The following is a 25,334-nucleotide window of genomic DNA, read 5'->3' as shown; positions in this document are numbered from 1 at the left end:
CGCGTATCAGCAGTGGTGTAAACACTGCAGTGTCCAGCGAGTACCAACCAGTAGGGTCGGGCTCGCGACGACGTCTCCTGCTACAGCTGTAATTGCAGAAGTACTAACTCAGGAGGAGGAATCAACCAGAACGGAAGTGGACGAGAAGCGTCTGTAAAAGCCTGATGCTACACAGTCCGATGGTTGTGCATCTCCACCCACACGTATCCTTTGAAAATCGGGTGCCGCTTACAGAATCCGTAGCGGGTTGTCATTTATCGCGTCCGTAACGTTGGCGGGCGCGCGTCATGGTTCAAGGCTTGGGTTTTAGAGCTTTTCGCGTTCGTGCTGCGATTGGCTCGATGGACGGCCTGACGTCCCGAAAAAAGTTGCTCAAGTGCTGAAGCGGCATTCTTTGCTTCGCTCCCTGACTTGACCGCTTTTGGCGGCGTTCGCGACTATAACAGCTCCCTATTGGTGCTTCAATTGCATTAAAAATTGCTATCATGGCGCCGATGAATACTTCTCTCCCTCCGACTTCCGGCGTTCAGTTGCTCGAAGTCGCGCCGGACCTTGCCGGCCAACGCATCGATAACTTCCTTCGCGCTCAGCTGAAGGGGGTCCCCAAGACATTGATCTATCGCATTTTGCGTAAAGGCGAAGTGCGCGTGAACAAGGGCCGAATCAAGCCTGAATACAAATTGCAGGCTGGCGACATCGTCCGTGTTCCGCCGCTGCGTCTGGCCGAGCGCGACGAGCCGGAGCCTCTGGCGCAGGGGTTGCTGGAGCGCCTTGAGGCTGCAGTTGTCTATGAAGACAAGGCACTGATCGTGCTGAACAAGCCTGCCGGTATCGCCGTGCATGGCGGCAGTGGCCTCAATTACGGTGTGATCGAAGCCTTTCGCCAGATGCGTCCGGATGCCAAGGATATCGAGCTGGTGCATCGCCTGGATCGGGATACCTCGGGCCTGCTGATGATTGCCAAAAAGCGCAGCATGCTGCGGCATCTGCACGAGGCGTTGCGTGGGGATGGGGTGGACAAGCGCTATATGGCCCTGGTGCGCGGTAACTGGCCTGCTGCGAAAAAGAGAGTCAGTGCACCGTTGTTGAAAAATACCCTGCGTTCCGGTGAGCGCATGGTTGAAGTGAATCCCGAGGGCAAGGACGCGCTGACCGAGTTCAAGGTACTGCGCCGCTTCGGTGAGTTCGCCACGCTGATCGAGGCCAGTCCGATCACCGGGCGTACTCATCAGATCCGTGTCCATGCGCTGCATGCCGGGCACGCGATTGCTGGAGATTCCAAGTATGGTGATGAAGACTTCACCCGGGAAATTCGTGAGCTGGGCGGCAAGCGGCTGTTCCTGCATGCCTATGCCTTGCGGATCACCTTGCCGGACGGCGCCGCGCTGAGCCTGGAGGCGCCTGTCGATGCCATGTGGGCGAAGGCGCTGGAGCGTCTCGGTGCCTGACTACGAGTTGTTGGTGTTCGATTGGGACGGCACGCTGGTGGATTCGGTGGCGCGCATTGTCGAATCGGTGCGCGTCGCGGCCGATGTGTGCGGTTTGCAACAGCTCGATGAGGCGCCGATCAGGGGCATCATTGGTCTTGGTTTGCCCGAAGCGATTGCGACGCTGTATCCGGAGTCGGCTGACGGGCAGATGATTGAGCGCTTTCGCACGATCTATGCTGAGCATTATGTAGCGCTGGAAGCGGAGCCTACGGCGTTGTTTCCGGGTGTGGCGGACGGTCTTGAGGCGCTACGCGTAGCGGGCTATCGGTTGGCGGTTGCCACCGGTAAAAGCCGCCGCGGCCTGCAGCGGGTTTTGGCCGGGCGGGGATGGGACAGTTATTTTGAAATCACCCGTTGCGCTGATGAAACGGCCAGCAAGCCCGATCCGCTGATGCTGCGGGAAATTCTCGAATACTGCAGTGTGTCACCGCAGCGTGCCCTGATGATCGGAGATTCTTCCTTTGATTTGCAAATGGCTCGGCACGCCGGCATGGATTCGGTTGCGGTGGGCTATGGTGCTCAATCTTTGCAATGCTTGCAGGCGTTTGAGCCTCGATGGGCAATCATGAGTTTTGCCGAGTTGCTTGACTGGCTGTTGCCGGTTGGCCCGGCGTTGACTGAGGTGGGTGTGTATGGCGGATGAATGGAAAGCGCCCGACGAAAAGGCTGATGACAAAAGCTGGAAGTTGCTGGAAAAAGCCGTGCTGGCCGGTGTGCAGGAGCAGCGTCGATCGCGGCGCTGGGGCATCTTTTTCAAGTCGCTGACTTTTTTGTATCTGTTCGGGGCTTTGGCATTGTTTTCGCCTTTGCTGGATCGCCAAAAAGGAGCGGTGGGCGGAGGTGCTCACACTGCGTTGATCGAAGTGCGCGGCATGATCGCGGATCAGGAAAATGCCAGTGCGGATAATCTTGTCGGCAGCCTGCGGGCAGCTTTCAAGGATGCGGGCACCCGTGGGGTGATCATGCGCATTAACAGTCCGGGTGGCAGTCCGGTGCAGTCGGGCTATGTCTATGACGAAATTCGCCGCTTGCGAGGCGAGTACCCAAATATCAAGCTGTATGCCGTGATCACCGATCTTGGGGCTTCTGGTGCGTATTACATCGCCAGCGCTGCCGATGAAATCTATGCCGACAAATCCAGCCTGGTGGGTTCCATTGGGGTGACGGCGGCGGGCTTCGGCTTCGTGGGGGTCATGGAAAAGCTGGGTGTTGATCGCCGCTTGTATACCGCAGGCGAGCACAAGGCGTTCCTGGATCCGTTCCAGCCCGCCAAGCCGGAAGAAACCGCCTTTTGGCAGGAGGTGCTGCAAACTACGCACCGTCAGTTCATTGAGAGTGTGAAGCAAGGGCGCGGCGAGCGTCTGAAGGATGAGGAGCATCCAGAACTGTTTTCCGGTCTGGTGTGGTCCGGAGAGCAGGCGGTGGAGCTGGGGTTGGTGGATGGTCTGGCGAGCAGCAGCCAGATCGCCCGAGAGGTGATTGGCGAAGAGCGAATCGTTGACTTCACACTCCAAGAAACTGCGTTCGATCGCTTCGCCAAGAAATTGGGTGCGGGCGTGGCTGAGCACGTGGCGCTGTGGATGGGTTTTCAGGGGCCCGTGCTTAGGTAGTCGCCGCGGATTGAATGCTCGCGGGGTGGGTGTGAGTCGCGCCGACCCCGCGTCTGGTTTTCCTATTCCTGGTTCGAGCTCGTATCTCAGGGGAGCTCTACTCCTTCCTTTAATAGCATGTCCACCAGGCGGATCAGCGGCAGGCCGACAAGGCTGGTGCTGTCACTTCCTTCGGTGCTGCGGAACAGGCTAATACCCAAGCCTTCGGCCTTGAAGCTTCCAGCGCAGTCGTAGGGTTGCTCGATTTGCAGGTACCGTTCGATGCGCTGTTCGTCCAGTTCGCGAAAATGCACGGTGAACGGTACGCAGTCGACCTGGCAGTGGCCGTTGCTGCTGTTTAATAAGCACAGGCCGGTCAAAAAGGTCAGGCTGCGATTGCTGGAGTTGAGCAGTTGCTGGCGGGCGCTCTCGAAGTGATGGGGTTTGCCAATGATTTGTCCATCCAGAACGGCAACCTGGTCGGAGCCTATGATCAGGTGGGCGGGATGACTGAGGGCCAGGGCTCTGGCCTTTTGTTCCGCCAGGCGCTGGACCAGTTGCGGGGGGTTTTCCCCAGGCAGGGGTTTTTCGTCGATATCCGGACTGGCGCTGGTGAACGGCAGTCGCAGGCGCGAGAGCAGTTCGCGGCGATAGGACGAGCTGGAAGCAAGCAGCAACGGCAGCATGAGCTTCTCCTTATATAAAGGAGGCGAAGTCTAGCGATTGAGCGGGATCGCGCACAGGCCGAATATCCTTTGACAGGGGCAGGGTAGATCCCTAGAATCTCGCGCCTATGTTGAATGGACCGATTCCACCTCACGTTGACCCACGCAAACTGGCTGATCGCGGCGCTACCCTTGAGGGTGTGTTACAGATCTCCAGCTTGTCGCGTCTTGCTGCGCAACTGGTTGACGACGTTGGCGAAGTGCACACGAAGCTGATCTTCGAGCGCGACGAACGACGTGTACCCGTCATCCATGGCGAGTTTGACGTCGTGGTCAAAATGATTTGCCAGCGCTGTCTGGAAGTCGCTCACTTGCCGATCCACGGCGAATACAACTATGTCGTGGTGAGGGAAGGGGCTGACGAGCAGTCTGTGCCGAAAGGCTATGATGCGCTGGAGGTGGGGGAGGAGCCCCTGGATCTGCTGACTCTGGTCGAGGATGAGCTGTTGCTTTCCTTGCCTATCGTTCCGGTCCATGACCCAGAAATTTGCCAGCAGCCGGCGGGTCTCGATGAGCCTGAGCCGAGCGAGGACGAGGTTCCACGGTCCAACCCGTTCAGCGTACTGGCGCAGTTAAAGCGTGACCCAAACGTTTAGGAGTTAATAAGTTATGGCTGTTCAGCAGAACAAAAAATCCCGTTCCGCGCGTGACATGCGTCGCTCCCATGATGCTCTGGAGCCCAACGCTCTGTCCGTGGAAAAGACCACTGGTGAAGTTCACCTGCGCCACCACGTTTCGCCGGAAGGCGTGTACCGTGGTCGCAAGGTGATCGACAAGGGCGCTGACGAGTAATCCTTGTCCGCTCCGGTCATCGCGATTGATGCAATGGGTGGGGACTTCGGTCCCCACTGCATTGTTCCGGCCAGCCTTGCTTGTCTGGCGGAAATCCCCTCGCTGCATCTGGCCCTTGTCGGCCAATCTACTCTTATCGAAAAGCTGATCGACCGCCAGCCCGGTGTGGATCGCGCGCGCCTGCAAATCGTGCATGCCTCGGAAGTGGTAGCCATGAGCGACCGTCCAGCCCAGGCCTTGCGCGGCAAGCCGGATGCCTCCATGCGAGTGGCACTGGAGATGGTTCGGCAGGGACGTGCCCAGGCCTGTGTCAGTGCCGGTAACACCGGGGCATTGATGGCCTTGTCGCGCTATGTCCTGAAAACCCTGCCGGGTATCGATCGGCCAGCGATGATGGCTGCGCTGCCCACGCGCGCAGGCAGTTGTCATTTGCTCGATCTGGGTGCCAACGTGGATTGCAACGCCGAGCATCTTTACCAGTTCGCGGTCATGGGTTCCGTGGCGGCTGAGACGTTGGGCGTGCGGCGACCACGTGTGGCCCTGCTGAATGTCGGGACCGAGGAGATCAAGGGTAACCAGCAGGTCAAGTTGGCCGCCAGTTTGTTGCGTCAGGCACCAGGACTGAATTTTATCGGCTTTATCGAGGGTGATGGCGTATACCGTGGCGACGCCGATGTGGTGGTCTGCGACGGTTTCGTCGGCAATATCCTGCTCAAATCCAGTGAAGGGTTGGCGGAAATGGTGGCAGAGAAAATCCGCGACCTGTTTTCACGCAACCTGGCCTCGCGCCTGCTGGGTGCGGTAGCGCTGCCACTGCTGCGCAGTCTGCGCGAAGAGCTCAAGCCGGCCACCCATAACGGCGCCAGTTTTCTGGGGTTGCAGGGGGTGGTGGTGAAGAGTCATGGCGGGGCCGCTGAAGATGCTTTCCAGAGTGCGATCCGTCGGGCGCTGGTGGAAATTCATGAAAATCTGCCGCAACGCCTGCATGGTCGCCTGGAGGACTTGCTGCTATAGCTTCTCTGTTGCCTGCGCGAGCGATGTGACTGCGGCGCACAGGTTGTCATCCAATCCTCAGTTTGTTGCGCCAGGTGTGTAGTGGCGTGATGTGTTTTCTGACGACAAGACCACCAAGGGACCGTTTTCATGTCTGTATCCCCCGCATTCGTCTTTCCCGGGCAAGGCTCGCAATCGCTTGGCATGCTCGCCGAACTGGGCGCTCACCAGCGCTCGGTCCTCGACACCTTCAGTGAAGCCTCTGATGCTCTGGGCTATGACCTCTGGGCGTTGATCCAGAACGGCCCGGTTGAGCAACTGAACCAGACAGACAAGACCCAGCCGGCCATTCTGGCGGCTTCCATCGCCTTGTGGCGCCTGTGGCTGGCTGAAGGTGGTGTGCGCCCGGCTTACGTGGCGGGTCACAGTCTGGGTGAGTACTCGGCGCTGGTGGCTGCCGATAGCTTGCCCCTCGCTGCGGCCGTCAAGCTGGTCGAGCTGCGTGGCCAGCTGATGCAGCAGGCTGTACCGGCCGGGCAGGGCGGCATGGCCGCGATTCTCGGCCTGGAAGACGCTGACGTACTGGCGGCCTGCTCCGAAGCGGCCCAGGGCGATGTGGTCAGTGCGGTGAATTTCAATGCGCCCGGCCAGGTGGTGATCGCCGGTTCCGCTGCCGCTGTCGAGCGTGCCATCGAGGCGTGCAAGGCCCGAGGCGCCAAGCGTGCCATGCCCCTGCCGGTCAGCGTGCCGTCGCATTGTGACCTGATGCGCCCGGCTGCCGAGCGTTTTGCCGAGTCCGTGGCAGCCATCGAGTGGCAGGCGCCCAAGATTGCTCTGGTGCAGAACGTCAGCGCCGCGGTCGTCAATGACCTGGAAACCCTCAAGCGCGACTTGCTGGCGCAGCTTTACAGTCCGGTGCGCTGGGTGGAATCGATGCAGAAGCTGGCCGAGTGCGGTGTCACGGCATTGGTTGAATGTGGGCCAGGCAAGGTTCTGTCTGGGCTGAACAAGCGCTGCGTGAAGGGCATCGATACGTACAATCTGGATACCCCCGAGGCATTTGCAGGCGCTCGCGCCGCGCTGGCCTGAAATTAGGAGAAGTGTTTATGAGTCTGCAAGGTAAGGTTGCCCTGGTGACCGGTGCGAGCCGTGGCATTGGCCAGGCCATCGCCCTTGAGCTGGGTCGTCAGGGTGCCGTGGTGATTGGTACCGCGACGTCTGATTCCGGTGCCGAGCGTATTGCCGAAACTCTCAAGAACAACGGTATCGAAGGTGCCGGCCTGGTGCTTGATGTGAGTAACGATGAGTCGGTTGCCACGACCTTGGCGCATATACAGCAACACCTCGGTCAGCCGCTGATCCTCGTCAATAATGCCGGCATCACCCGCGATAACCTGATGATGCGCATGAAAGACGACGAGTGGTTGGATGTCATCAACACCAACTTGAACAGTATTTACCGTTTGTCCAAGTCCGTATTGCGCGGCATGACCAAGGCGCGCTGGGGTCGTATCATCAACGTCGGCTCGGTGGTCGGCGCAATGGGCAATGCAGGGCAAGTCAATTATGCGGCGGCCAAGGCAGGTGTCGAAGGTTTTGGACGGGCGCTGGCCCGTGAAGTGGGGTCGCGCGCGATTACCGTTAACACGGTCGCGCCGGGTTTCATTGACACGGACATGACCCGCGAATTGCCTGAGGCCCAGCGTGATGCCCTGTTGACCCAGATTCCCCTGGGTCGTCTGGGTCAGGCAGAAGAAATTGCCAAGGTGGTGGCCTTCTTGGCATCGGATGGCGCAGCCTACGTAACTGGGGCTACCATCCCGGTCAATGGTGGAATGTACATGTAATGTGACGCCGCGTTAAATGCGCGTGTCATAACGGCTACCGGATTTTGTAAGAGGCTGAAAGGGAAAGTAAGCAGGGCGTATCTGCCGGCGCTTTCTCTTCAGCTTGAAATAACGAAAACGCTTTCTATACACTTACCCGCAGCCCAGCTGTCTGGATTTTTCCATAGGAGTGAAAACTAGGTATGAGCACCATCGAAGAACGCGTCAAGAAAATCGTTGCTGAGCAACTTGGCGTCAAAGCAGAGGAAGTAACCAACAGCGCTTCCTTCGTCGAAGATCTGGGCGCCGACTCTCTTGACACCGTTGAGCTGGTGATGGCTCTGGAAGAGGAATTCGAGACCGAAATCCCGGACGAGCAAGCTGAAAAAATCACCACTGTCCAGGAAGCCATCGACTACGTTACCGCCCACGCGCAGTAATGTAATCGACGTCTTTTGGACGCAGAGAAGCCGCACTGCCTTAACGGGCGTGCGGCTTTTCTTTGGGGAGTCATCTGCTGTTGTGTAAAGTGGCGCTTCGTTGCCCGGCCCCGGGCTTTATGAGGCGGAAGACAACCAGGCAGGCTCCCGGGTTTATCCGTTAGTGAACAAGAGGACAAAACTGTGTCGCGTAGACGTGTCGTGGTCACCGGTATGGGTATGCTTTCGCCGCTGGGCACCGATGTGCCGAGCAGTTGGCAGGGCATTCTGGCTGGCCGCAGCGGCATCGGTCCGCTTGAGCATATGGACCTTTCCGCCTATTCCACCCGCTTTGGTGGTTCGGTCAAGGGGTTCGATGTCGAGGAATATCTCTCGGCCAAGGAAGCCCGAAAACTCGACCTGTTCATTCAATACGGCTTGGCTGCCAGTTTTCAGGCAGTGCGTCATTCCGGCCTGGAGATCACCGACGCCAATCGCGAGCGAGTCGGTGTGGTCATGGGCTCCGGTATCGGTGGCCTGACGAATATCGAGAACAATTGCAAATTACTGTTCGAGCAGGGTCCGCGGCGTATATCGCCATTTTTCGTACCCGGCTCGATCATCAACATGGTGTCCGGTTTTCTGTCGATCCACCTCGGCGCCCAGGGGCCGAACTACGCCATTACCACTGCCTGCACCACAGGCACGCATTCCATCGGCATGGCCGCGCGCAACATCGCTTATGGCGAAGCTGATGTGATGATCGCCGGCGGATCGGAAATGGCCGCCTGTGGCCTGGGTATCGGCGGTTTCGCGGCTGCCCGCGCACTGTCCACTCGCAACGACGATCCGCAGCGTGCCAGCCGCCCGTGGGACAAGAGCCGTGACGGATTCGTACTCTCCGATGGCGCGGGTGCCCTGGTACTCGAAGAGCTGGAGCACGCCAAGGCGCGCGGTGCGACCATCTATGCCGAACTGGTTGGCTTTGGCATGAGTGGCGATGCGTTCCACATGACCTCGCCGCCTGAAGACGGTGCTGGCGCTGCACGCTGCATGACCAATGCGCTGCGCGATGCCGGCTTGAATCCCGACCAGGTGCACTATGTGAATGCCCACGGCACCTCGACCCTGGCCGGCGATCTGGCTGAAGTGCGGGCAATCAAGTCAGTGTTCGGTGAGCATGCCTATCGCTTGGCGGTCAGCTCGACCAAGTCGATGACCGGCCACTTGCTCGGCGCTGCCGGTGCGGTGGAGGCGATCTTCAGCGTGCTGGCGATCCATGAGCAAGTGGCGCCACCGACCATCAACCTCGATGAGGCGGACGAAGGTTGCGATCTGGACTTCGTGCCGGGCGAAGCCCGCTCGATGCCCATCGACGCCGTGGTATCCAACTCCTTTGGGTTTGGCGGCACCAACGGCTCGCTGGTGTTCCGTCGGTTCGCCGATTGATGCTCAGTTGGGTCGATGGCCAACCGGCCGACGGGCTACCGCTCGCCGACCGGGGCCTGGCCTACGGCGATGGATTATTTGAAACCATTGCTGTGCGTCAGGGGCGCCCGACCCTGTTTGAGGCCCATTTGGCCCGTTTGAGCGCCGGCTGCGTGCGTCTGGGCCTTCCCTATGATGAAGAGCTGATCAAAACGGAACTTCAGGCCTTCAGTGCCTTGCTGGGGGAAGGGGTCGCCAAGCTGATTCTGACCCGTGGCGATGGCCGGCGGGGCTATGCGGCCCCCCAACCGGCAACCCCGCGAAGGATCCTGTCGGGCAGCCCGTTACCCTGTTATCCCGAGGCCCATGCCGAACAGGGTGTGCGCCTGTTTCCTTGCGCCACGCGCCTGGCTGAGCAGCCGCTGCTGGCCGGACTCAAGCATCTCAACCGTCTGGAGCAGGTGCTCGCACGCAGCGAGTGGTCTGATGAGCGCTGCGCCGAAGGCCTGATGCGCGACAGTCAGGGCCGAATCATCGAGGCGGTTTTCAGCAACCTGTTTCTGGTCAGCAAAGAAGCGCTGCTGACGCCCAGCCTTGAGCGCTGTGGTGTGGCGGGCGTGATGCGCAGTGTTTTGCTGGAGCAGGCTGCAGCGCTTGGCGTGGCAGTCGCGGTGCGTGATATCTCCTATGCAGAGCTGCTGGCCGCCGACGAAGTATTCGTCTGCAACAGTGTTTATGGCATTTGGCCGGTACGTCATCTGGAACAGCAAAGTTGGCCGGTCGGGCCGGTCACCCGTAAACTGCAGAGCATTGCTCGCACGCTTTTGGAAGTACGATAGTGATACGTAAATTGATGATGCTGCTCAAGGGCGGCCTGCTGCTCGCTGCCTTGCTGGTAGCGTTCGTGTTCTGGCAGCAGCACCAGGCTATCCAGCAACCGTTGCACCTGGACGGTGAGCGCTTGCTGGAGGTGCCGGTGGGGTCGACCCCCGGCGGATTACTGAACCGATTGGAGCGCGAAGGAGTGCTCGAAGGCGCCTTCTGGTTGCGCCAGTATTGGCGCTTCAACCTGGCCGACCAAAGCCTGCACAGCGGCGAGTATCGGATGAGGCCGGGCATGACGGCCCGTGAGCTGCTGGAGCTGTGGATCAAAGGTGAGGTTGTGCAATACAGCCTGACGCTGGTCGAAGGCTGGAATATTCGCCAGGTGCGCACCGCACTGGCCGGCGAGGAAAAACTCAAGCAGACGCTGACGCAACTCAGCGACGAGGACTTGATGCGCGAGCTCGGAGAACCGGGCGTGCACCCCGAAGGACGTTTCTTTCCAGACACCTACCGCTATGTGCGCGGCATGAGTGATCTCGATCTGCTCACTCAAGCCAACAGGCGCCTCAAGCAGGTGCTGGCCGAGGAATGGACGCAACGCGCCGAGGGGCTGCCTTACAAGGACCCCTACCAGGCGCTGATCATGGCGTCGATCATCGAGAAGGAAACCGGTGTGCCGGCAGAGCGCGGCCAGATTGCTGGCGTGTTTGTGCGTCGTCTGTCCAAGGGCATGCGCCTGCAGACTGACCCGACCGTGATCTATGGCATGGGCGAGCTTTACACCGGCAAGATTCGCCGCAGCCACCTGCGTGAAGCGACACCGTACAACACCTATGTGATCAATGGCTTGCCACCGACGCCGATCGCCATGGTCGGACGCGAAGCGATCCATGCCGCCTTGCACCCTGAGGATGGCGACAGTCTGTATTTCGTGGCGCGCGGCGATGGTAGTCATGTGTTCTCGGCCACACTCGAAGCGCATACTCGCGCGGTGCGAGAATTTCAGCTCAAGCGCCGGGCCGACTACCGATCGAGCCCAGCCCCAGTTAGCAAGGACACTCCGTGAGCGGTCTGTTTATCACCTTGGAAGGGCCGGAAGGCGCCGGCAAGAGCACCAACCGCGAGTACCTGGCCGAGCGTCTGCGCAGTGGGGGGTTGCCCGTACTGCTGAGCCGCGAACCGGGCGGCACGCCGCTGGCCGAACGCATTCGCGAACTGCTGCTGGCGCCCAGCGACGAACCGATGGCCAGCGATACTGAGCTGTTATTGATGTTCGCGGCCCGTGCCCAACACTTGCAGCAGGTGATTCGCCCGGCTCTGGCCCAGGGACAGATCGTTATCTGCGACCGCTTTACCGATGCTACCTATGCGTATCAAGGCGGTGGACGGGGTGTAAGCGAGGCGCGTATCGCCCAGCTGGAGACCTTCGTGCAGGGTGATTTGCATCCCGACCTGACCCTGGTGTTCGACTTGCCCGTGGAGGTCGGTCTGGCTCGCGCCGCCGCCCGTGGTCGGCTGGATCGTTTCGAGCAGGAGGGCCGTGGTTTCTTCGAGGCGGTGCGCCAGGCGTACCTGCAGCGTGCCGAATGCCATCCCGAACGTTACCGCATCATCGATGCTTCCCAGCCGCTGGCGGTGGTGCAGCAAACCCTGGATGTATTGGTGCCGCAGGTGCTGGAGCGCGTCCGTGGCTGAGCTGTATCCCTGGCAGGCCGAAGTCTGGCAGCAACTGACCAGCCGAACCCAGCATGCCCATGCCTACCTGCTGCACGGTCCTCAGGGGATTGGCAAGCGCGCGTTGGCCGAGCGTTTCATGGCGTTCCTGCTCTGCCAGCATCCTGTGGCTGGACAGCCCTGTGGCCAATGCAAGGCCTGTCACCTGCTGGCCGCTGGAACCCATCCGGATAATTTCGTTCTCGAACCTGAGGAAGCCGACAAGGCGATCAGGGTCGATCAAGTGCGCCAGTTGGTGGACTTCGTGGTACAGACGGCGCAGCTTGGTGGCCGTAAGGTCCTGCTGCTGGAGCCGGCGGAAGCCATGAACCTGAATGCCGCCAACGCGCTGCTCAAGAGTCTGGAAGAACCCTCCGGCAATACCGTGATGTTGCTGATCAGTCACCTGCCCAGCCGTTTATTGCCGACCATCAAGAGCCGTTGCGTGCAGCAGACCTGCCCGCTTCCGAGCCAGGCACAAAGTCTGGCCTGGCTCGATGAGGCATTGCCGGACGTCACGGCGCCCATTCGCCGTGACTTGCTGGCGCTGGCCGCCGGCTCGCCGCTCAGTGCGCAGCGCCTGCATGCCCAAGGCGTTCTAGAGCAGCGCGCGATGGTGGTCGAGGGTGTAAAAAAACTGATCAAGCGTCAGCAGGGTGCCAGCCAACTGGCCGATGCGTGGAATAGCGTACCGCTGCTGTTGGTGTTCGACTGGTTTTGCGATTGGGCGCAATTGATGCTGCGTTATCAGCTGACCAACGACGAACAGGGGCTGGGCGCGAGCGACATGGCCAAGGTGGTGCAGTACCTGGCCGGCAAGACGCCACAGCCGAAACTGTTGGTCATGCAGGACTGGTTGTTGGCGCAACGCCAGAAGGTGTTGGGTAAAGCCAACCTCAACCGTGCGCTGCTTCTCGAAGCCTTGCTGGTGCAGTGGGCGGCTCTGGTCGAGCGGAGCTAGAATCGGCCACCCATTCGCTCGCTAGGAGTCGTCATGAGCATGCCGCCGAATCTGGGGGCGCGTAACGGCATTCTGTCCCTGACCATCAAGGACAAATCCGTCTTGTACGCCGCCTATATGCCTTTTATCAAAAATGGTGGCTTGTTCATCCCCACCAGCAAGACCTATCAGGTGGGCGATGAGGTGTTCATGCTGCTGAGCCTGATGGACGAGCCGGAAAAACTGCCGGTGGCGGGCAAGGTGGTATGGATCACGCCCAAGGGTGCCCAGGGCAACCGCGCGGCGGGTGTCGGAGTGCAGTTCAACGAAGGCGACAACACCGCGCGCAACAAGATCGAGACCTACCTGGCCGGCGCGCTGAAGTCGGACCGGCCGACGCATACGATGTAAGGCACCCATCGCTTTCGCTACAATGCGCGTCCTTTGTGTCTCGTCGAGTAGCGTTTTCCCATGCTGGTAGATTCCCACTGTCATCTCGATCGTCTGGACCTGACGGCCCATGAGGGTTCCCTCGATGCTGCGCTGGATGCGGCGCGGGCGCGGGGTGTCGGTCATTTTCTGTGCATTGGTATCAGTGCCGACAATGCCGCCACGGTAAAATCTCTGGCGGAGCGCTATGCCGATGTCGACTGCTCCGTGGGTGTGCATCCACTGGATCTGCAAGCCGGGGCGCAGCCCACGCTGGATTGGCTGCTGGGCGAGCTGGAGCATCCCCATGTGGTGGCGATCGGGGAAACCGGGCTGGACTATCACTACCAGCCGGAGAGCGCCGAGGTGCAGCAGGCCTCTTTCCGACTGCACCTGGACGCTGCGCGCATGACCGGCAAGCCGGTCATCGTGCATACCCGAGAAGCCCGCGCCGATACCCTTGAGCTGCTGCGCGAGGCTGCCCTGCCACAGGCGGGTGTATTGCATTGCTTCACCGAAGATTGGGACATGGCCCGGGCGGCCCTGGATCTCGGCTTTTATATTTCGCTCTCGGGGATCGTTACCTTCCGTAATGCCGACGTGCTACGGGATGTGGCCCGTCGCGTGCCGGCCGACCGGCTGCTGGTAGAAACCGACTCGCCCTATCTGGCACCTATTCCCCATCGCGGCAAACCCAACCTGCCGGAATATGTGCGTGACGTGGCGGAGTTCCTCGCGCAGCTGCGCGGCGTTGCTTACGACACCCTGGCGGAACAGACCAGCGAAAATTTTCAGCGCCTGTTTCCCTTGGCGCGTGTCAAGCGTCCATAAAAAAACCCGGTTTCGGGGGAAACCGGGTCAAGACCATTAGGAGTAAAACAAAAAAGGCACGCATTCCAAAGTACCTTCAACCGCTGAGACATTTGGGGGGAAATGCCACAGTGGTGAGGGCAAGTATGGCCAGTACTGCCTGCCTTGCTGATTTACACCGGCTGTTTTTTAAAAGTTTTTGGAATAGATCTTCTGCTTCTAAGACCTTACCCGTCTGCCAGCTGGCTTAGCAGCGTTAGGGTTTCGTCGAGAACCCGATCAGCGGTGTAGAAATGAGGCGACAAGCGGATGCCTGCACCTCGTTGGGCACACACGACCTGCTCGGCGGTCAGCCTTTTGAACAGCTCCGCCTGTTGATGCCCTGCCAGGGTGAAATTCACAATGCCGGCACGGCGCTGCGGATTACGCGGGCTGTGGAGCGTAATTCCTGAGATACGCAGCAGGCCTTCCTGCAGATGAGTTATCCGGTCGTTCAGGGCATGGCTCACGTTGACCATACCAACCTCTTCCAACAATGACAGACTGGCCTCCAGTGCCATGGCGCCGAGCATGTTCGGGCTACCGCATTCGAAACGCCGCGCGCTGCGTGCCGGTTGCCAGTCCTGGCGCAGATAATCGCTGGGGTGCTCGAGCATGTGCCAGCCATATTCATGCAGCTTCAACTGGTCGCGCAAATCGCTACGGCAATAGAAGACGCCCAAGCCTTCCGGGCCCATCAGCCATTTATGGCCATCGGCCATGGCGAAGGCGCAGTGGCTGGCTTGCACATCGAAGGGTAAGGCGCCCAATTGCTGAATGGCATCCACGCACAGCAGCACGCCACGGCTGTCGCAGCCCTGGCCAAGGCGCGGCAGGTCCAAGTGAAGTCCGCTGGCATATTGCACCGAGCTGATCGATAGCAAGCGGGTGCGCGGTCCGCAGGCTGCGAGCAGGGCGGCTTCCGGGTCCGGGCAGTCAAGGCTGACCTGAATAACCTCCACACCTTGAGAAGCCAGTGCCTGCCAGACCACACGGTTGGAAGGAAACTCTTCGTCGCTGATTACCACCTGATCGCCCGGCCGCCAATCGAGGCCGAAGGCCACGAAAGACAAACCTTCCGAGGTGTTCTTCACCAGGGCGATGTCATTTCGGCTGGGCGCATTGAGCAAACGCTGCAGGCGCTCACGCAGACGCGTTTCGACTTGCAGCCAGTCGGGATAGTCCCGGGCACCGAGCTGACAGTTCTGTTGGGCGAACGCCTGCACGGCCAAGGCGGCGCGTTTGGGCCAGGGTGCGACGGCGGCATGGTTCAAATAACGCAGCCCGTCGGGTTGGGGAAATTCTTCTTGCAGATCAAGCATGAGGGTTGCTCCATACAATTTGCTGCGTGTCAGGCATAATAGCCCGCTTCAAATAGAGCTTATCCAGTCCTTTTATGCAGAAAGAACCCCGCAAGGTCCGTGAATTTCGTCGCCGTGAACAGGAAATTCTTGATACAGCCCTCAAGCTGTTTCTCGAACAGGGCGAGGACAGTGTCACCGTGGAAATGATCGCCGATGCCGTGGGTATTGGTAAGGGCACCATCTACAAGCACTTCAAATCCAAGGCCGAGATCTACCTGCGTCTGATGCTCGACTACGAGCGCGATCTCAACGAGTTGCTGATGTCGGACAACGTCGATCGGGACCGCGAAGCCCTGTCGCGAGCCTATTTCGAGTTTCGCATGCGCGACCCGCAACGCTACCGGCTATTTGATCGCCTGGAAGAAAAGGTGGTTAAAGGCCATCAGCTACCCGATATGATCGAGCAGTTGCACGCGATTCGCGCCTCGAACTTCGAGCGCCTGACGCTGCTGATCAAAGGGCGCATCACCGAAGGCAAGCTGGAAGATGTGCCGCCGTACTTTCACTTCTGTGCGGCCTGGGCGCTGGTGCATGGCGCTGTGGCGCTGTATCACTCGCCGTTCTGGAGCAACGTTCTGGAAGACCAGGAAGGCTTCTTCCAATTTCTCATGGATATCGGCGTGCGCATGGGCAACAAGCGCAAGCGCGACCCGGAATCGCCGGCCAGTTAACGACCTTACCGTCATTCTTTACGCGCTGTCCGCTCGACAACATTCCTGCTGGGCATGGCGCGGAAGCTGCATCGTGCCCTTTTTTGCCGGTTTTCCGGCGCCGGCAGTGGAGAGTCGAGTATGCATAGGTGGGTCATGATGTCGGTGCTGGCAATGGCACTGAGTGGCTGCATGAAGGTCAGTGATATGGCGGGTAGCGCTCGTTATCACCTGGGCGACGTCGGGCTGCTGGACCATAGCGAGACACAGCGTGCCAGCTCCCGGCGCCTGCAAGCCGACTCCTTCATCTATATTGCCCAAAGCCCGTTCATGCCGTCGCCAGAACGCCAGCGGGCCAATGCGGTGGCTGAAGAGGCCTACCGCGGCTTTGTCGAATATTTCCCGCTGGTGCGCCATGCCGACGCGCCGATCGGCTTGCAGCAGGCGCGCGTGCAGGCCATGAACAGTGGGGCGCATTACCTGCTGTATGGCCGACTGGCGGCCGCGGATGACCGTATTGGTACGGTGGGCGAGTGGGAGGATCAGGAATCCCTGAGCCGTCTGGGAGTCGACAGCGGTGTGGTGCAGTTGATGCTGCTGGAAACTGCCACGGGATATCTGGTCGATACCGTGCGCATCCGTCCTCGGGGTGGGCTCTTGACGATGTATGGCACCACGCCGGAGGAGCTGCTCGGGGCGCCGCTGCGCCAGTATGCGCGCAATCTTCTGGGGTTGAACTGAGAGAGGAACGTATTGATGCACAAGAGCGGAAAGGCCACTGATCTGCTTGCCCAGTTACCGGCGGGCGAGCAAAAGGGTTTGCCACCCGTTCACCTGTGGAATCCACCGTTCTGTGGCGACCTCGATATGCGCATCGCGCGGGATGGCACCTGGTTTTACCAGGGGACGCCCATTGGCCGTAAGCCGATGGTCCGCTTGTTCTCCACCATCATTCGCCGCGATGGTGACGATTACTTCCTGGTGACGCCAGTGGAGAAGGTCGGCATCCAGGTCGATGACGCGCCTTTCGTGGCCGTGACGCTGCTGGTAGAAGGTTCAGGCGAACAGCAGATCCTGCGCTTCACCACCAACGTCGACGACGAAGTGGTGGCCGGTCCCGAGCATGCCATGCGGGTCGACCTGAATGAGCAGACCGGCGAGCCGTCTCCCTATCTGCATGTGCGGACCAATCTGCACGCGCTGATTCACCGCAATGTGTTCTATCAGCTGGTGGACCTGGCGGTTGAGCATGAGCTCGACGGTCGCCGCTGGCTGGGTGTGTGGAGCAGCGGTGTGTTCTTCCCCATCGGCCCGGTTTGACCGGCTCGCGCCGGCAGCGCCTCCATAGGTGTTGAGCGCGGCGAGACTAATTGCGAGGCGGTGACGACGGCGAATGTGCTCGCTACGCATCGCCCTTCGGTGACGGCAGGCGCAGCACTACCCGCAAGCCGCCCAGCGGGCTGTCCTGAAACGTCAAGTGACCCTGCCAGGCCTCGAGAGTGTCGCGCACGATAGCCAGCCCCAGGCCATGTCCCGGCATTTGTTCATCCAGCCGAGCGCCGCGGCTGAATAATCGCTCACGCTCCGTCTCGGGAATCCCGGGGCCGTCATCATCGAGGGTGATCAACAGTTCAGCCGGTTCCTGGCGAATGGCCAGGCTCACTTGGTTTGTGGCCCATTTACAGGCGTTATCCAGCAGGTTACCGAGCACCTCCAGGACGTCCTCACGCTCCCAGCGCAGGCGCAGGCCTGGCGGTGCGTCATAGCTGAGGTCGCTCACGTGCGGATGCAGCACGCGCAAGGTGGCCAGCAAGGGGGGTAATTCGGCAGCGCAATCGAAATGCGCAGCGGGCAGGACATCCCGGGCCAGCCGCGCGCGGTTCAACTCGCGGACCAGCCGTTGCTGGATCTGCTCCAGTTGATCCTGCAGCTGGGCGCGTAGCTGTGGGTGGGCATCCAGTTCCGAGCGTGACGCCAGGCTGAGCAGAACGGCCAAAGGCGTTTTCAAGGCGTGACCGAGATTGCCCAGCGCATCGCGCGAACGCTTCAGGCTGTTTTCGGTGTGCTCCAGCAGGCGATTGATCTGAGTAACCAGCGGCTCCAGTTCCTGGGGAGCCGATTGCTCCAGGCGCGCGCGTTGTCCTTGTTGCAATTGCTGGACTTGCTGGCGGGCGTCTTCGAGTGGACGCAGCGCGCGGCGAATGTTCAGGCGCTGCAGGAGCAAAATCAGCAGCAAGGCACCGCAGCCCAGCGCGACGATAAGCCCCTGGGCACGTAGCGAGGCTTGAAGGATCGGCGTGTAATCCTGCGCCACGCTGATGCTCACAGGTTGACCAAAACGCTGGAAGTCGGCGCGGTAGATCAGCAGTTGTTGGCCTTCGGGGCCCTTGACCAGGGCTGGGTTGAGCCCGGCGGTGGATGGCTTTTCGAGGGAATAATCCCATGCCGAGCGTGAGCGCCAGAGTTGGTCGCCCAGGTCGATGCGAAAGTAACTGCCGGACCACGGCCGCTGGTAGCGGGGTGACAGGCGCTGTTCGTTGAGTTGCGGGCCATTGGCACCACGATTCACTGCTGACAGCAGAATCTCCGCTTCTTCGCGCAAATTGCCTTGCAGGTAACGACGCAGGCCAAGATCGAACAGCCAGAGGCTGCTCTGCGCGGTGATCACGCCCACCACCAGCAAGATGCCGAACAGTCCCAGACCCAGGCGGCGCTGGATGGATTTCATCCGCTCAGCCCGACGAAGCGATAGCCTTGCCCGCGGCGCGTCTCGATGATGTTCTTGCCCAGCTTGCGGCGCAGGTGATTGACATGCACTTCGATCACATTTGAGTCCGGCTCGTTTTCTCCATCGTAGAGATGCTCGCTGAGGTGTGATTTGGAGAGCAGGCTGTCTGGCTTGAGCATGAAATAGCGCAACAGGCGGAACTCGGCAGCGGTGAGTTCAATGACCTTGCCCCGCGCGCTGACGCATTGTCGCGACTCGTCGAGCTGCAGACCGGCGACCTCCAGTTGAGGGCTGTTGTCCTTACCATGGGCACGGCGCAGCAAGGCCTGCAGACGTAGAAACAGTTCGTCGGGATGAAAGGGTTTGCCCAGATAGTCATCGGCCCCCGCCTTGAGCCCCTCGATGCGCTCCGCCCAGGAATCCCGGGCGGTGAGAATCAGCACCGGTGTGCTCAGTCCCTGAGTGCGCCATTCGCGCAAGACCTCCAGGCCGGGGCGGCCCGGCAGCCCAAGGTCAAGAATGATCAGATCATAGGGTTCGGACAGGCCCTGATAGGCCGCATCGCGACCGTCGGCCAGCCAATCGACGGCATAACCTTGGCGGGTCAGGCCGGCCAGCAATTCGTCCGCCAGTGGAACGTGGTCTTCGACCAGCAAAAGCCGCATCAGTCTTCCTCGTCTTCCAGTATCTGGCCATCGCGCGCATTTATTTTCAGTTCGCGCACGACGCCTTGGGTCGTTACGAGCTCGACTTCATATACCAGAGTGTTTTTTTTCTCTTCCAGTTCGATGTCCAGTAGGCGGGCGCCCGGGTAACGCCGCAAAACCGGATCCAGAAGTTGCTCCAAAGGAAGAATCTGGCCGGACTCGCGCAGCCGTAGGGCCTCATTCTGATGAATGTCTCGCGCCGTGGCTGTACAGCTAAATAGCAAGGCGCACAGTACAGCGTAAAGAGTCCTGGCGTTCCGACGCCGTTTTGCGGAGGCCGGGGGTAGTTGGCCTCGGCAGTGCGAGCGCGGGGCGGGATATTGCCTAGGTGGGCAGATTTTCATTTTGGTCAGGTATCTGTTTGAAAAAAACCGTGGCCGAGGCTGCACGTTACCGCACTGGACTTAAGCAAAGCTGAAATCGAACCAACATGAGTAGCGCACATGGGATCGGCCGGGTAACAACGGTTCCAAAGGCCGCTACAGGCAGCTGGATCAACGGCATCACCAACAGCGCCCATACTTGTATTGCCAGCCTGAGGAAATGGATGGGCATTACCCAAAGCATGTTCCCGCGTGCCGGCTTGTATGACAGCGAGCAGCCGTGCCCGCTGAACGCACTCAGCGGCACAAACGAAACAGGGCGCTTTCCACTGGAAAGCGCCCTGTTTTTTATTGCGGTATGCCGCTACATCACATGTTGGGGTAGTTCGGGCCGCCTGCGCCCTCGGGTGCTACCCAGGTGATGTTCTGCGCCGGGTCCTTGATGTCGCAGGTCTTGCAGTGCACGCAGTTCTGCGCGTTGATCTGGAAGCGCTTGCTGCCATCGTCGTTGCTGACCACTTCATAAACGCCGGCCGGGCAATAGCGTTGCGCAGGTTCGTCGTATTTCGGCAGGTTCTGCTCGATCGGGATGCTCGGGTCGCTCAGCTTCAGGTGAATCGGCTGGTCTTCCTCGTGGTTGGTGTTGGAGAGGAACACCGAGGACAGTTTGTCGAAGCTCAGCTTGCCGTCCGGTTTCGGGTAGGCAATCTTCTGGCTCTCGGCAGCCGGCTTCAGGGTGGCGTAATCCGGTGTGGTGTCACGCAGAGTGAAGGGGATCTTGCCGCCGAACCAGTTCTGGTCCACGTAGTTGAAGGCGCCGCCCAGCAGCGTGCCGTATTTGTGAATCGCCGGGCCGAAGTTGCGGCTGCGGAACAGTTCGTCGTACAGCCAGCTGGCCTTGAAGGCCTCGACATAATTGTCGAGCTTGTCGCCGCCTTCGCGCCCGGCGGCCAGGGCTTCGGCAATCGCATCCGCGGCCAGCATGCCGGATTTCATGGCGGTGTGGCTGCCTTTGATTTTGGCGAAGTTCAGCGTGCCCAGGTCGCAGCCGATCAGCGCGCCGCCGTCGAACACCATCTTCGGCAGCGAGTTCAGGCCGCCCTTGCAGATGGCGCGGGCGCCGTAGGACACGCGCTTGCCACCTTCCAGGTACTGAGCGATCACTGGGTGATGCTTGTAGCGCTGGAACTCGTCAAACGGCGACAGGTGCGGGTTGGAGTAAGACAGATCGACGATCAGGCCGACCACCACCTGGTTGTTTTCCAAGTGATAAAGGAAGGAGCCGCCCGTGTTTTCGCTGCCGACGATATCCAGCGGCCAGCCGGCGGTATGGACCACCAGACCTTGCTGGTGTTTGGCCGGATCGATGTCCCAGATTTCCTTGATGCCGATGCCGTAGTGCTGGGCGTCGGCTTCCGAGTCCAGGTTATAGCGCTTGGTCAGCTGTTTGCCGATATGACCGCGGCAGCCTTCGGCGAACAGTGTGTACTTGGCACGCAGTTCCATGCCGGGGGTGTACATGCCGTCCTTAGGATTGCCTTCACGGTCCACGCCCAAGTCGCCGGTGATGATCCCGCGCACCACGCCGTTTTCGTCGATCAATGCTTCCTGGGCGGCGAAGCCCGGGTAGATCTCAACGCCCAGGTTCTCGGCCTGCTGAGCCAGCCAGCGGCACAGATTGCCCAGGGAAATGATGTAGTTGCCCTCGTTGTGCATGGTCTTCGGCACAAAAAGATTGGGCAGTTTGCTGGCGCTGGTGGCGCTTCTCAGCATATAAATGTCGTCGCGAACGACGGGAGTGTTCAGCGGGGCGCCGAGTTCCTTCCAGTCCGGGAACAGTTCGTTCAGCGCACGCGGCTCGAAGACAGCGCCGGAGAGAATGTGGGCGCCGACTTCGGAACCCTTTTCGACCACGCAAACGCTGATCTCTTGACCAGCTTCGGCGGCCTTCTGTTTCAGTCGGCAAGCGGCGGACAGGCCCGCGGGGCCGGCGCCGACGATGACGACGTCGAATTCCATGTATTCGCGTTCCACAACGTTCTCCTGCTTCTAGGCTCTTTCGGTATTCTGTGAGCTTTTATAAGGGGAACCGGTCAGTTCCGGTCCAGGGTTGGCGCATTATATCCAGACCCTTCGATGGCTCCAATACAAACGTTTGTTTGAATTTCGTCAAGCCCTGATAGAATCGACGTTAGCGGCCTTCCATGCGCTCGTTTCGCGTATTGACCGGATTGGGTGTTGCGGTCAAGATACGGGCGGTTTGCGGTCGCCGTATGGTTCGACAGTCGGTTCCGGCCGACATGCATCACTCGCCAGGCCGCCTGGCGATATTCTTTTCACCGGAGATAACGAGGAATCCATGAAGGTTCTTGTAGCTGTCAAACGAGTGGTCGACTACAACGTCAAGGTTCGCGTCAAGGCGGACAACTCCGGCGTCGATCTCGCCAACGTCAAGATGTCCATGAACCCCTTCTGCGAAATTGCCGTGGAAGAGGCCGTACGTCTGAAAGAAAAAGGCGTCGTTAGCGAAATTGTTGCCGTTTCCGTAGGGCCGACCGCTGCCCAGGAACAACTGCGTACCGCACTGGCGCTGGGCGCCGACCGTGCCATCCTGGTCGAGTCCGCTGATGAACTGAACTCGCTGGCCGTAGCCAAGCTGTTCAAGGCGATTGTCGACAAGGAGCAGCCGCAACTGGTCATCCTTGGCAAGCAGGCCATCGACAGCGACAACAACCAGACCGGCCAGATGCTTGCCGCATTGACCGGTTACGCGCAGGGCACCTTTGCCTCCAAGGTCGAAGTATCTGGCGACAAGGTCAAGGTCGAGCGTGAAATCGATGGGGGTGCACAAACCGTCGAGTTGAGCCTGCCGGCCATTATCACCACCGACCTGCGTCTGAACGAGCCGCGCTACGCGTCGCTGCCGAACATCATGAAGGCCAAGAAGAAGCCGCTGGAGACCCTGACTCCGGACGCCCTGGGCGTATCTACCGCTTCCACCGTGAAGACCCTGAAGGTTGAAGCGCCGGCTGCACGCAGCGCCGGCATCAAGGTCAAGTCCGTGGCTGAACTGGTCGAGAAACTGAAGAACGAGGCGAAGGTTATCTAATGGCTATCCTGGTTATCGCTGAGCACAACAACGCAGCCCTGGCGGCTGCCACCCTGAATACCGTGGCCGCTGCCGCCAAGATCGGTGGCGACATTCACGTGCTGGTCGCTGGCCAGAACGTGGCGGGTGTGGCCGACGCAGCAGCCAAGGTCGCCGGCGTCAGCAAGGTGCTGGTGGCCGACGATGCCGCCTACGCCAATCAACTGCCGGAAAACGTCGCCCCGCTGATCGCCGAGCTGGGCAAGGGCTACAGCCACGTGCTGGCCGCGGCCACCACCAACGGCAAGAACTACCTGCCGCGCGTGGCCGCCCTGCTGGACGTCGATCAGATTTCCGAAATCATCGCAGTGGAAAGCGCCGACACCTTCCAGCGCCCGATCTACGCCGGCAACGCCATTGCCACTGTGCAGTCCTCGGCCGCCGTCAAGGTGATCACCGTGCGTGCCACCGGCTTCGATCCGGTTGCGGCTGAAGGTGGTTCCGCCGCAATCGAGCAGGTCTCGGGCGCAGGCGATGCGGGCAAGTCGGTATTCGTCGGCGAAGAACTGGCCAAGTCCGACCGTCCGGAACTGACCGCTGCCAAGGTCGTCGTCTCCGGCGGGCGTGGCATGCAGAACGGCGACAACTTCCAGTTGCTCTACAGCCTGGCCGACAAGCTGGGTGCCGCTGTCGGTGCTTCCCGCGCTGCGGTGGACGCAGGCTTCGTACCCAACGACATGCAGGTCGGCCAGACCGGCAAGATCGTCGCGCCGCAGCTGTACATCGCCGTGGGTATCTCCGGTGCCATTCAGCACCTGGCGGGCATGAAGGACTCCAAGGTGATCGTGGCGATCAACAAGGATGAAGAAGCACCGATCTTCCAGGTGGCCGACTATGGCCTGGTTGGCGATCTGTTCGAGATCGTTCCGGAGCTGGAAAAGCTGGTCTGATTCGCTGTAATCACAAAAAACCCGCCTAGTGCGGGTTTTTTTGTGGCGGTCGAAAAAGCCTTGTCCGGCAATGTTAAGCTCCGGTGCGGTTTGTTCTTCTTGAGTGGGCGAGACAGTCATGCCAACACATTTATCCGTATGGCTCGGCGCAATTTGCCTGGCGTTGGTGCCTGGCTGGGCGCTGGGTATGGGCTCTTGCGAGCGTATTGTGGCGACTGGCGTAGCGGGCCAGCCTCCTTATCTGTGGCAGGATCCTGACAATCCTGAGCGATTGATCGGGGCCAGTGCAGAGCTGGTGCAGCTGTTGGCGGATGAGCTGGGGCTGAAAGTTGACATCCTCGCCAGCGCGACTGCCCAGCAGGCGGAGCAGGAAGTCATCAGTGGGCGGGTCGATCTACTGATAAACACCCGCTTGAGCGTGCCTCTGCTGGAGCGCATGGACTTCATCCACCCGCCGTTGCATGAGGCACCCAGTGTGGTCTGGGTAGCAAAGGGGCAGCACTTTGGCTATCTGGATCGGGACGATCTGCGGGGTCGCCAGGGAATTCGTCTGGAGGAAGCGCTCAGTCCGCCTTTTGAGCGTTTTGTGCAAGACGAATTGCAGCTGGATACGGTCCCTGAGTTATCGCTGGCCTGGAGCAGGCTACTCGAAGAGCAAGCTGATTTTCTGCTTTATGAGCGCTATCGCGGCCAGGCAGAGGCAGTGCGCCTGGGCTTGACCGATAAGCTGGAAGTACTCGCGCCTGCCGCCGACACCGTTGGTCTGTACCTGGCGCTCTCCCATGCGTCGGTTTGCAACGAGGCGTGGCTGCGCGGTCAATTGGCAAAAAAATTGACGCAGTTGACTGCACAAGGCACCGCGGTGCGTTTGCTCTCGGACAATTCCCAGCGTTGGGCTGATCAGCAGCTTCAGAAGGCTGCCGATGTCAGTCAGTGATAGCTGTCATCTTTTATCGCGTGGTTGCAAGGGAAGTGAAATTCCTGGGATGTGATCCAGTTCGTGATTTCTTGCTCGGCCTGGCACAAAAACTGCCTTTTGCTCTCAACGACGAAACATTGTCAATGAGAGCACCGATGAACCGCCTCCACCGCTTCGCCTTTTTTACCCTGTTGCTGATGGGTTCTGCCGGTTCAGTCAAGGCTGATTACATGCAGTCTGATAACCTGGAACCGCCGGCACGACCAGCCGCAGCGCGACTGTCGTTGTCGAGCCTGTGCGAGGCGATGTTTCGTATTTTGCCGCTGCCCGAATGGCTGACTCGAGCACCCGTCGAACCGGCCCTTCGTCCGGGATCCACACTGGACCTGAGCTTGCCGGTAGAGCCCTGGACCTTGGTGGAACCAGTAGTGGTGCCAACATTTCTACCGCCACTGTTTGGCGAGCCTGAGCCCAGTCAGCTGCGCTTTGGGGGCCGATTGATAACCGGAGAGGCATTCGAAGACCTCGAGGACATCGAAGGCGCTGAAGTCAGCATTTCAATTGTCCATTGATCAATTGTGCATTGA

Annotated in this window: 29 protein-coding genes; 23 read left to right on the top strand and 6 right to left on the bottom strand. The window is 60.0% G+C overall.

Annotated elements, in window-relative coordinates; all coding sequences use genetic code 11:
* The first annotated feature begins 494 nt into the window (after positions 1-494).
* Genes rluC through ACTV8E_RS10390 form a run of 3 tightly spaced genes read left to right on the top strand, consistent with a single transcriptional unit; the run spans position 495 to position 3,100 of the window.
* Complete coding sequence (gene rluC, locus ACTV8E_RS10400) at positions 495-1,448, top strand: 23S rRNA pseudouridine(955/2504/2580) synthase RluC (RefSeq protein ID WP_443199460.1); 954 nt, start codon at positions 495-497, stop codon at positions 1,446-1,448.
* Positions 1,441-2,133, top strand: a complete 693-nt coding sequence (locus ACTV8E_RS10395) for an HAD-IA family hydrolase (RefSeq protein ID WP_443199459.1) — start codon at positions 1,441-1,443, stop codon at positions 2,131-2,133. The genes rluC and ACTV8E_RS10395 overlap by 8 nt, the downstream gene beginning before the upstream one ends.
* The gene (locus ACTV8E_RS10390) at positions 2,123-3,100 is read left to right on the top strand and encodes a S49 family peptidase (RefSeq protein WP_251837614.1); all 978 of its coding nucleotides are present in this window, start codon (positions 2,123-2,125) and stop codon (positions 3,098-3,100) included. The genes ACTV8E_RS10395 and ACTV8E_RS10390 overlap by 11 nt, the downstream gene beginning before the upstream one ends.
* A gap of 86 nt (positions 3,101-3,186) precedes the next feature.
* On the opposite strand, the gene ACTV8E_RS10385 is transcribed toward ACTV8E_RS10390, so the two are convergent.
* Complete coding sequence (locus ACTV8E_RS10385) at positions 3,187-3,765, bottom strand: Maf family protein (protein ID WP_443199458.1); 579 nt, start codon at positions 3,763-3,765, stop codon at positions 3,187-3,189.
* A 107-nt stretch (positions 3,766-3,872) separates the two neighbouring features.
* Between ACTV8E_RS10385 and ACTV8E_RS10380 the strand changes: the two genes are divergently transcribed.
* The 13 genes from ACTV8E_RS10380 to ACTV8E_RS10320 all read left to right on the top strand — a co-directional run bounded on the left by ACTV8E_RS10380 (position 3,873) and on the right by ACTV8E_RS10320 (position 14,000).
* On the top strand, positions 3,873-4,400 hold the full coding sequence (locus ACTV8E_RS10380; protein ID WP_251837616.1) for a YceD family protein: 528 nt from the start codon (positions 3,873-3,875) through the stop codon (positions 4,398-4,400).
* Between the two features lie 13 nt (positions 4,401-4,413).
* The gene (gene rpmF, locus ACTV8E_RS10375) at positions 4,414-4,596 is read left to right on the top strand and encodes a 50S ribosomal protein L32 (RefSeq protein WP_168081858.1); all 183 of its coding nucleotides are present in this window, start codon (positions 4,414-4,416) and stop codon (positions 4,594-4,596) included.
* A gap of 3 nt (positions 4,597-4,599) precedes the next feature.
* Entirely contained in the window at positions 4,600-5,610 is a 1,011-nt protein-coding gene (gene plsX / locus ACTV8E_RS10370; protein ID WP_443199457.1) for a phosphate acyltransferase PlsX, read from the top strand.
* A gap of 129 nt (positions 5,611-5,739) precedes the next feature.
* Positions 5,740-6,678, top strand: coding sequence for an ACP S-malonyltransferase (gene fabD, locus ACTV8E_RS10365; RefSeq protein WP_273534807.1), 939 nt, complete (start codon positions 5,740-5,742; stop codon positions 6,676-6,678).
* A 17-nt stretch (positions 6,679-6,695) separates the two neighbouring features.
* On the top strand, positions 6,696-7,436 hold the full coding sequence (gene fabG / locus ACTV8E_RS10360) for a 3-oxoacyl-ACP reductase FabG (RefSeq protein WP_251837619.1): 741 nt from the start codon (positions 6,696-6,698) through the stop codon (positions 7,434-7,436).
* 182 nt (positions 7,437-7,618) lie between these two features.
* Complete coding sequence (gene acpP, locus ACTV8E_RS10355) at positions 7,619-7,855, top strand: acyl carrier protein (RefSeq protein ID WP_251837620.1); 237 nt, start codon at positions 7,619-7,621, stop codon at positions 7,853-7,855.
* Between the two features lie 183 nt (positions 7,856-8,038).
* On the top strand, positions 8,039-9,283 hold the full coding sequence (gene fabF, locus ACTV8E_RS10350) for a beta-ketoacyl-ACP synthase II (protein ID WP_273534808.1): 1,245 nt from the start codon (positions 8,039-8,041) through the stop codon (positions 9,281-9,283).
* Entirely contained in the window at positions 9,283-10,101 is an 819-nt protein-coding gene (gene pabC, locus ACTV8E_RS10345) for an aminodeoxychorismate lyase (protein WP_443199456.1), read from the top strand. The genes fabF and pabC overlap by 1 nt, the downstream gene beginning before the upstream one ends.
* Positions 10,101-11,153, top strand: a complete 1,053-nt coding sequence (gene mltG / locus ACTV8E_RS10340; protein ID WP_251837623.1) for an endolytic transglycosylase MltG — start codon at positions 10,101-10,103, stop codon at positions 11,151-11,153. Before pabC ends, mltG begins: the two co-directional genes overlap by 1 nt.
* Positions 11,150-11,782, top strand: coding sequence for a dTMP kinase (gene tmk, locus ACTV8E_RS10335; protein ID WP_443199455.1), 633 nt, complete (start codon positions 11,150-11,152; stop codon positions 11,780-11,782). The genes mltG and tmk overlap by 4 nt, the downstream gene beginning before the upstream one ends.
* Positions 11,775-12,761 carry a DNA polymerase III subunit delta' gene (locus tag ACTV8E_RS10330; RefSeq protein ID WP_443199454.1) on the top strand — a complete coding sequence of 329 codons (987 nt, stop codon included), beginning with the start codon at positions 11,775-11,777 and terminating at the stop codon, positions 12,759-12,761. Before tmk ends, ACTV8E_RS10330 begins: the two co-directional genes overlap by 8 nt.
* Positions 12,762-12,794: 33 nt before the next feature.
* Positions 12,795-13,151 (top strand): PilZ domain-containing protein, encoded by a 357-nt coding sequence (locus tag ACTV8E_RS10325; RefSeq protein ID WP_251837626.1) that lies wholly within the window; start codon positions 12,795-12,797, stop codon positions 13,149-13,151.
* Positions 13,152-13,211: 60 nt separating this feature from the next.
* Entirely contained in the window at positions 13,212-14,000 is a 789-nt protein-coding gene (locus ACTV8E_RS10320) for a TatD family hydrolase (protein ID WP_443199453.1), read from the top strand.
* Between the two features lie 206 nt (positions 14,001-14,206).
* Here ACTV8E_RS10320 and ACTV8E_RS10315 read toward each other — a convergent pair whose 3' ends face one another.
* Positions 14,207-15,340 carry an aminotransferase class V-fold PLP-dependent enzyme gene (locus ACTV8E_RS10315; protein ID WP_443199452.1) on the bottom strand — a complete coding sequence of 378 codons (1,134 nt, stop codon included), beginning with the start codon at positions 15,338-15,340 and terminating at the stop codon, positions 14,207-14,209.
* 74 nt (positions 15,341-15,414) lie between these two features.
* Here ACTV8E_RS10315 and ACTV8E_RS10310 point away from each other — a divergent pair, with 74 nt between their 5' ends.
* The 3 genes from ACTV8E_RS10310 (at position 15,415) to ACTV8E_RS10300 (ending at position 17,352) form a co-directional block, all read left to right on the top strand.
* Entirely contained in the window at positions 15,415-16,053 is a 639-nt protein-coding gene (locus ACTV8E_RS10310; protein ID WP_251837629.1) for a TetR/AcrR family transcriptional regulator, read from the top strand.
* A gap of 120 nt (positions 16,054-16,173) precedes the next feature.
* On the top strand, positions 16,174-16,773 hold the full coding sequence (locus ACTV8E_RS10305) for a DUF4823 domain-containing protein (RefSeq protein ID WP_251837630.1): 600 nt from the start codon (positions 16,174-16,176) through the stop codon (positions 16,771-16,773).
* A gap of 15 nt (positions 16,774-16,788) precedes the next feature.
* The gene (locus tag ACTV8E_RS10300; RefSeq protein WP_251837631.1) at positions 16,789-17,352 is read left to right on the top strand and encodes a DUF1285 domain-containing protein; all 564 of its coding nucleotides are present in this window, start codon (positions 16,789-16,791) and stop codon (positions 17,350-17,352) included.
* Between the two features lie 82 nt (positions 17,353-17,434).
* Here ACTV8E_RS10300 and ACTV8E_RS10295 read toward each other — a convergent pair whose 3' ends face one another.
* From ACTV8E_RS10295 to ACTV8E_RS10280, 4 genes are all read right to left on the bottom strand, one after another.
* Positions 17,435-18,760: an ATP-binding protein gene (locus tag ACTV8E_RS10295; protein WP_443199451.1), complete on the bottom strand. Its 1,326-nt coding sequence runs from the start codon at positions 18,758-18,760 to the stop codon at positions 17,435-17,437.
* Positions 18,757-19,425, bottom strand: a complete 669-nt coding sequence (locus tag ACTV8E_RS10290) for a response regulator transcription factor (RefSeq protein WP_443199450.1) — start codon at positions 19,423-19,425, stop codon at positions 18,757-18,759. The genes ACTV8E_RS10295 and ACTV8E_RS10290 overlap by 4 nt, the downstream gene beginning before the upstream one ends.
* Positions 19,425-19,700 (bottom strand): PepSY domain-containing protein, encoded by a 276-nt coding sequence (locus ACTV8E_RS10285; RefSeq protein ID WP_273535008.1) that lies wholly within the window; start codon positions 19,698-19,700, stop codon positions 19,425-19,427. Before ACTV8E_RS10285 ends, ACTV8E_RS10290 begins: the two co-directional genes overlap by 1 nt.
* Before the next feature lie 459 nt (positions 19,701-20,159).
* Entirely contained in the window at positions 20,160-21,824 is a 1,665-nt protein-coding gene (locus tag ACTV8E_RS10280; protein ID WP_443199449.1) for an electron transfer flavoprotein-ubiquinone oxidoreductase, read from the bottom strand.
* A gap of 325 nt (positions 21,825-22,149) precedes the next feature.
* On the opposite strand from ACTV8E_RS10280, the gene ACTV8E_RS10275 reads away from it, so the two are divergent.
* The 4 genes from ACTV8E_RS10275 (at position 22,150) to ACTV8E_RS10260 (ending at position 25,319) form a co-directional block, all read left to right on the top strand.
* A complete protein-coding gene (locus ACTV8E_RS10275; protein WP_251837636.1) occupies positions 22,150-22,899 on the top strand; it encodes an electron transfer flavoprotein subunit beta/FixA family protein in 750 nt (249 codons plus the stop codon).
* On the top strand, positions 22,899-23,828 hold the full coding sequence (locus ACTV8E_RS10270) for an electron transfer flavoprotein subunit alpha/FixB family protein (protein WP_273534817.1): 930 nt from the start codon (positions 22,899-22,901) through the stop codon (positions 23,826-23,828). The genes ACTV8E_RS10275 and ACTV8E_RS10270 overlap by 1 nt, the downstream gene beginning before the upstream one ends.
* 118 nt (positions 23,829-23,946) lie before the next feature.
* Positions 23,947-24,765 carry a substrate-binding periplasmic protein gene (locus ACTV8E_RS10265; RefSeq protein WP_443199448.1) on the top strand — a complete coding sequence of 273 codons (819 nt, stop codon included), beginning with the start codon at positions 23,947-23,949 and terminating at the stop codon, positions 24,763-24,765.
* The gene (locus tag ACTV8E_RS10260) at positions 24,762-25,319 is read left to right on the top strand and encodes a hypothetical protein (protein WP_443199447.1); all 558 of its coding nucleotides are present in this window, start codon (positions 24,762-24,764) and stop codon (positions 25,317-25,319) included. The genes ACTV8E_RS10265 and ACTV8E_RS10260 overlap by 4 nt, the downstream gene beginning before the upstream one ends.
* Positions 25,320-25,334: the final 15 nt, after the last annotated feature.

Origin of the sequence: Pseudomonas sp. B392_1p, from assembly GCF_052245235.1 — a bacterium.
GTDB lineage: Bacteria > Pseudomonadota > Gammaproteobacteria > Pseudomonadales > Pseudomonadaceae > Serpens > Serpens gallinarum.
The sequence above is the reverse complement of the archived record's forward strand: the minus strand, read 5'-3'. Positions and strand labels throughout refer to the sequence as shown.

Excerpts from the sequence above, each read along its gene's own strand:
- rluC (WP_443199460.1), top strand. The coding sequence starts at position 495 with ATGAATACTTCTCTCCCTCCGACTTCCGGCGTTCAGTTGCTCGAAGTC.
- ACTV8E_RS10390 (WP_251837614.1), top strand. The coding sequence starts at position 2,123 with ATGGCGGATGAATGGAAAGCGCCCGACGAAAAGGCTGATGACAAAAGC.
- ACTV8E_RS10385 (WP_443199458.1), bottom strand. The coding sequence starts at position 3,765 with ATGCTGCCGTTGCTGCTTGCTTCCAGCTCGTCCTATCGCCGCGAACTG.
- ACTV8E_RS10380 (WP_251837616.1), top strand. The coding sequence starts at position 3,873 with ATGTTGAATGGACCGATTCCACCTCACGTTGACCCACGCAAACTGGCT.
- rpmF (WP_168081858.1), top strand. The coding sequence starts at position 4,414 with ATGGCTGTTCAGCAGAACAAAAAATCCCGTTCCGCGCGTGACATGCGT.
- fabD (WP_273534807.1), top strand. The coding sequence starts at position 5,740 with ATGTCTGTATCCCCCGCATTCGTCTTTCCCGGGCAAGGCTCGCAATCG.
- fabG (WP_251837619.1), top strand. The coding sequence starts at position 6,696 with ATGAGTCTGCAAGGTAAGGTTGCCCTGGTGACCGGTGCGAGCCGTGGC.
- acpP (WP_251837620.1), top strand. The coding sequence starts at position 7,619 with ATGAGCACCATCGAAGAACGCGTCAAGAAAATCGTTGCTGAGCAACTT.
- pabC (WP_443199456.1), top strand. The coding sequence starts at position 9,283 with ATGCTCAGTTGGGTCGATGGCCAACCGGCCGACGGGCTACCGCTCGCC.
- ACTV8E_RS10325 (WP_251837626.1), top strand. The coding sequence starts at position 12,795 with ATGAGCATGCCGCCGAATCTGGGGGCGCGTAACGGCATTCTGTCCCTG.
- ACTV8E_RS10320 (WP_443199453.1), top strand. The coding sequence starts at position 13,212 with ATGCTGGTAGATTCCCACTGTCATCTCGATCGTCTGGACCTGACGGCC.
- ACTV8E_RS10315 (WP_443199452.1), bottom strand. The coding sequence starts at position 15,340 with ATGCTTGATCTGCAAGAAGAATTTCCCCAACCCGACGGGCTGCGTTAT.
- ACTV8E_RS10310 (WP_251837629.1), top strand. The coding sequence starts at position 15,415 with ATGCAGAAAGAACCCCGCAAGGTCCGTGAATTTCGTCGCCGTGAACAG.
- ACTV8E_RS10305 (WP_251837630.1), top strand. The coding sequence starts at position 16,174 with ATGCATAGGTGGGTCATGATGTCGGTGCTGGCAATGGCACTGAGTGGC.
- ACTV8E_RS10300 (WP_251837631.1), top strand. The coding sequence starts at position 16,789 with ATGCACAAGAGCGGAAAGGCCACTGATCTGCTTGCCCAGTTACCGGCG.
- ACTV8E_RS10295 (WP_443199451.1), bottom strand. The coding sequence starts at position 18,760 with ATGAAATCCATCCAGCGCCGCCTGGGTCTGGGACTGTTCGGCATCTTG.
- ACTV8E_RS10290 (WP_443199450.1), bottom strand. The coding sequence starts at position 19,425 with ATGCGGCTTTTGCTGGTCGAAGACCACGTTCCACTGGCGGACGAATTG.
- ACTV8E_RS10275 (WP_251837636.1), top strand. The coding sequence starts at position 22,150 with ATGAAGGTTCTTGTAGCTGTCAAACGAGTGGTCGACTACAACGTCAAG.
- ACTV8E_RS10270 (WP_273534817.1), top strand. The coding sequence starts at position 22,899 with ATGGCTATCCTGGTTATCGCTGAGCACAACAACGCAGCCCTGGCGGCT.
- ACTV8E_RS10265 (WP_443199448.1), top strand. The coding sequence starts at position 23,947 with ATGCCAACACATTTATCCGTATGGCTCGGCGCAATTTGCCTGGCGTTG.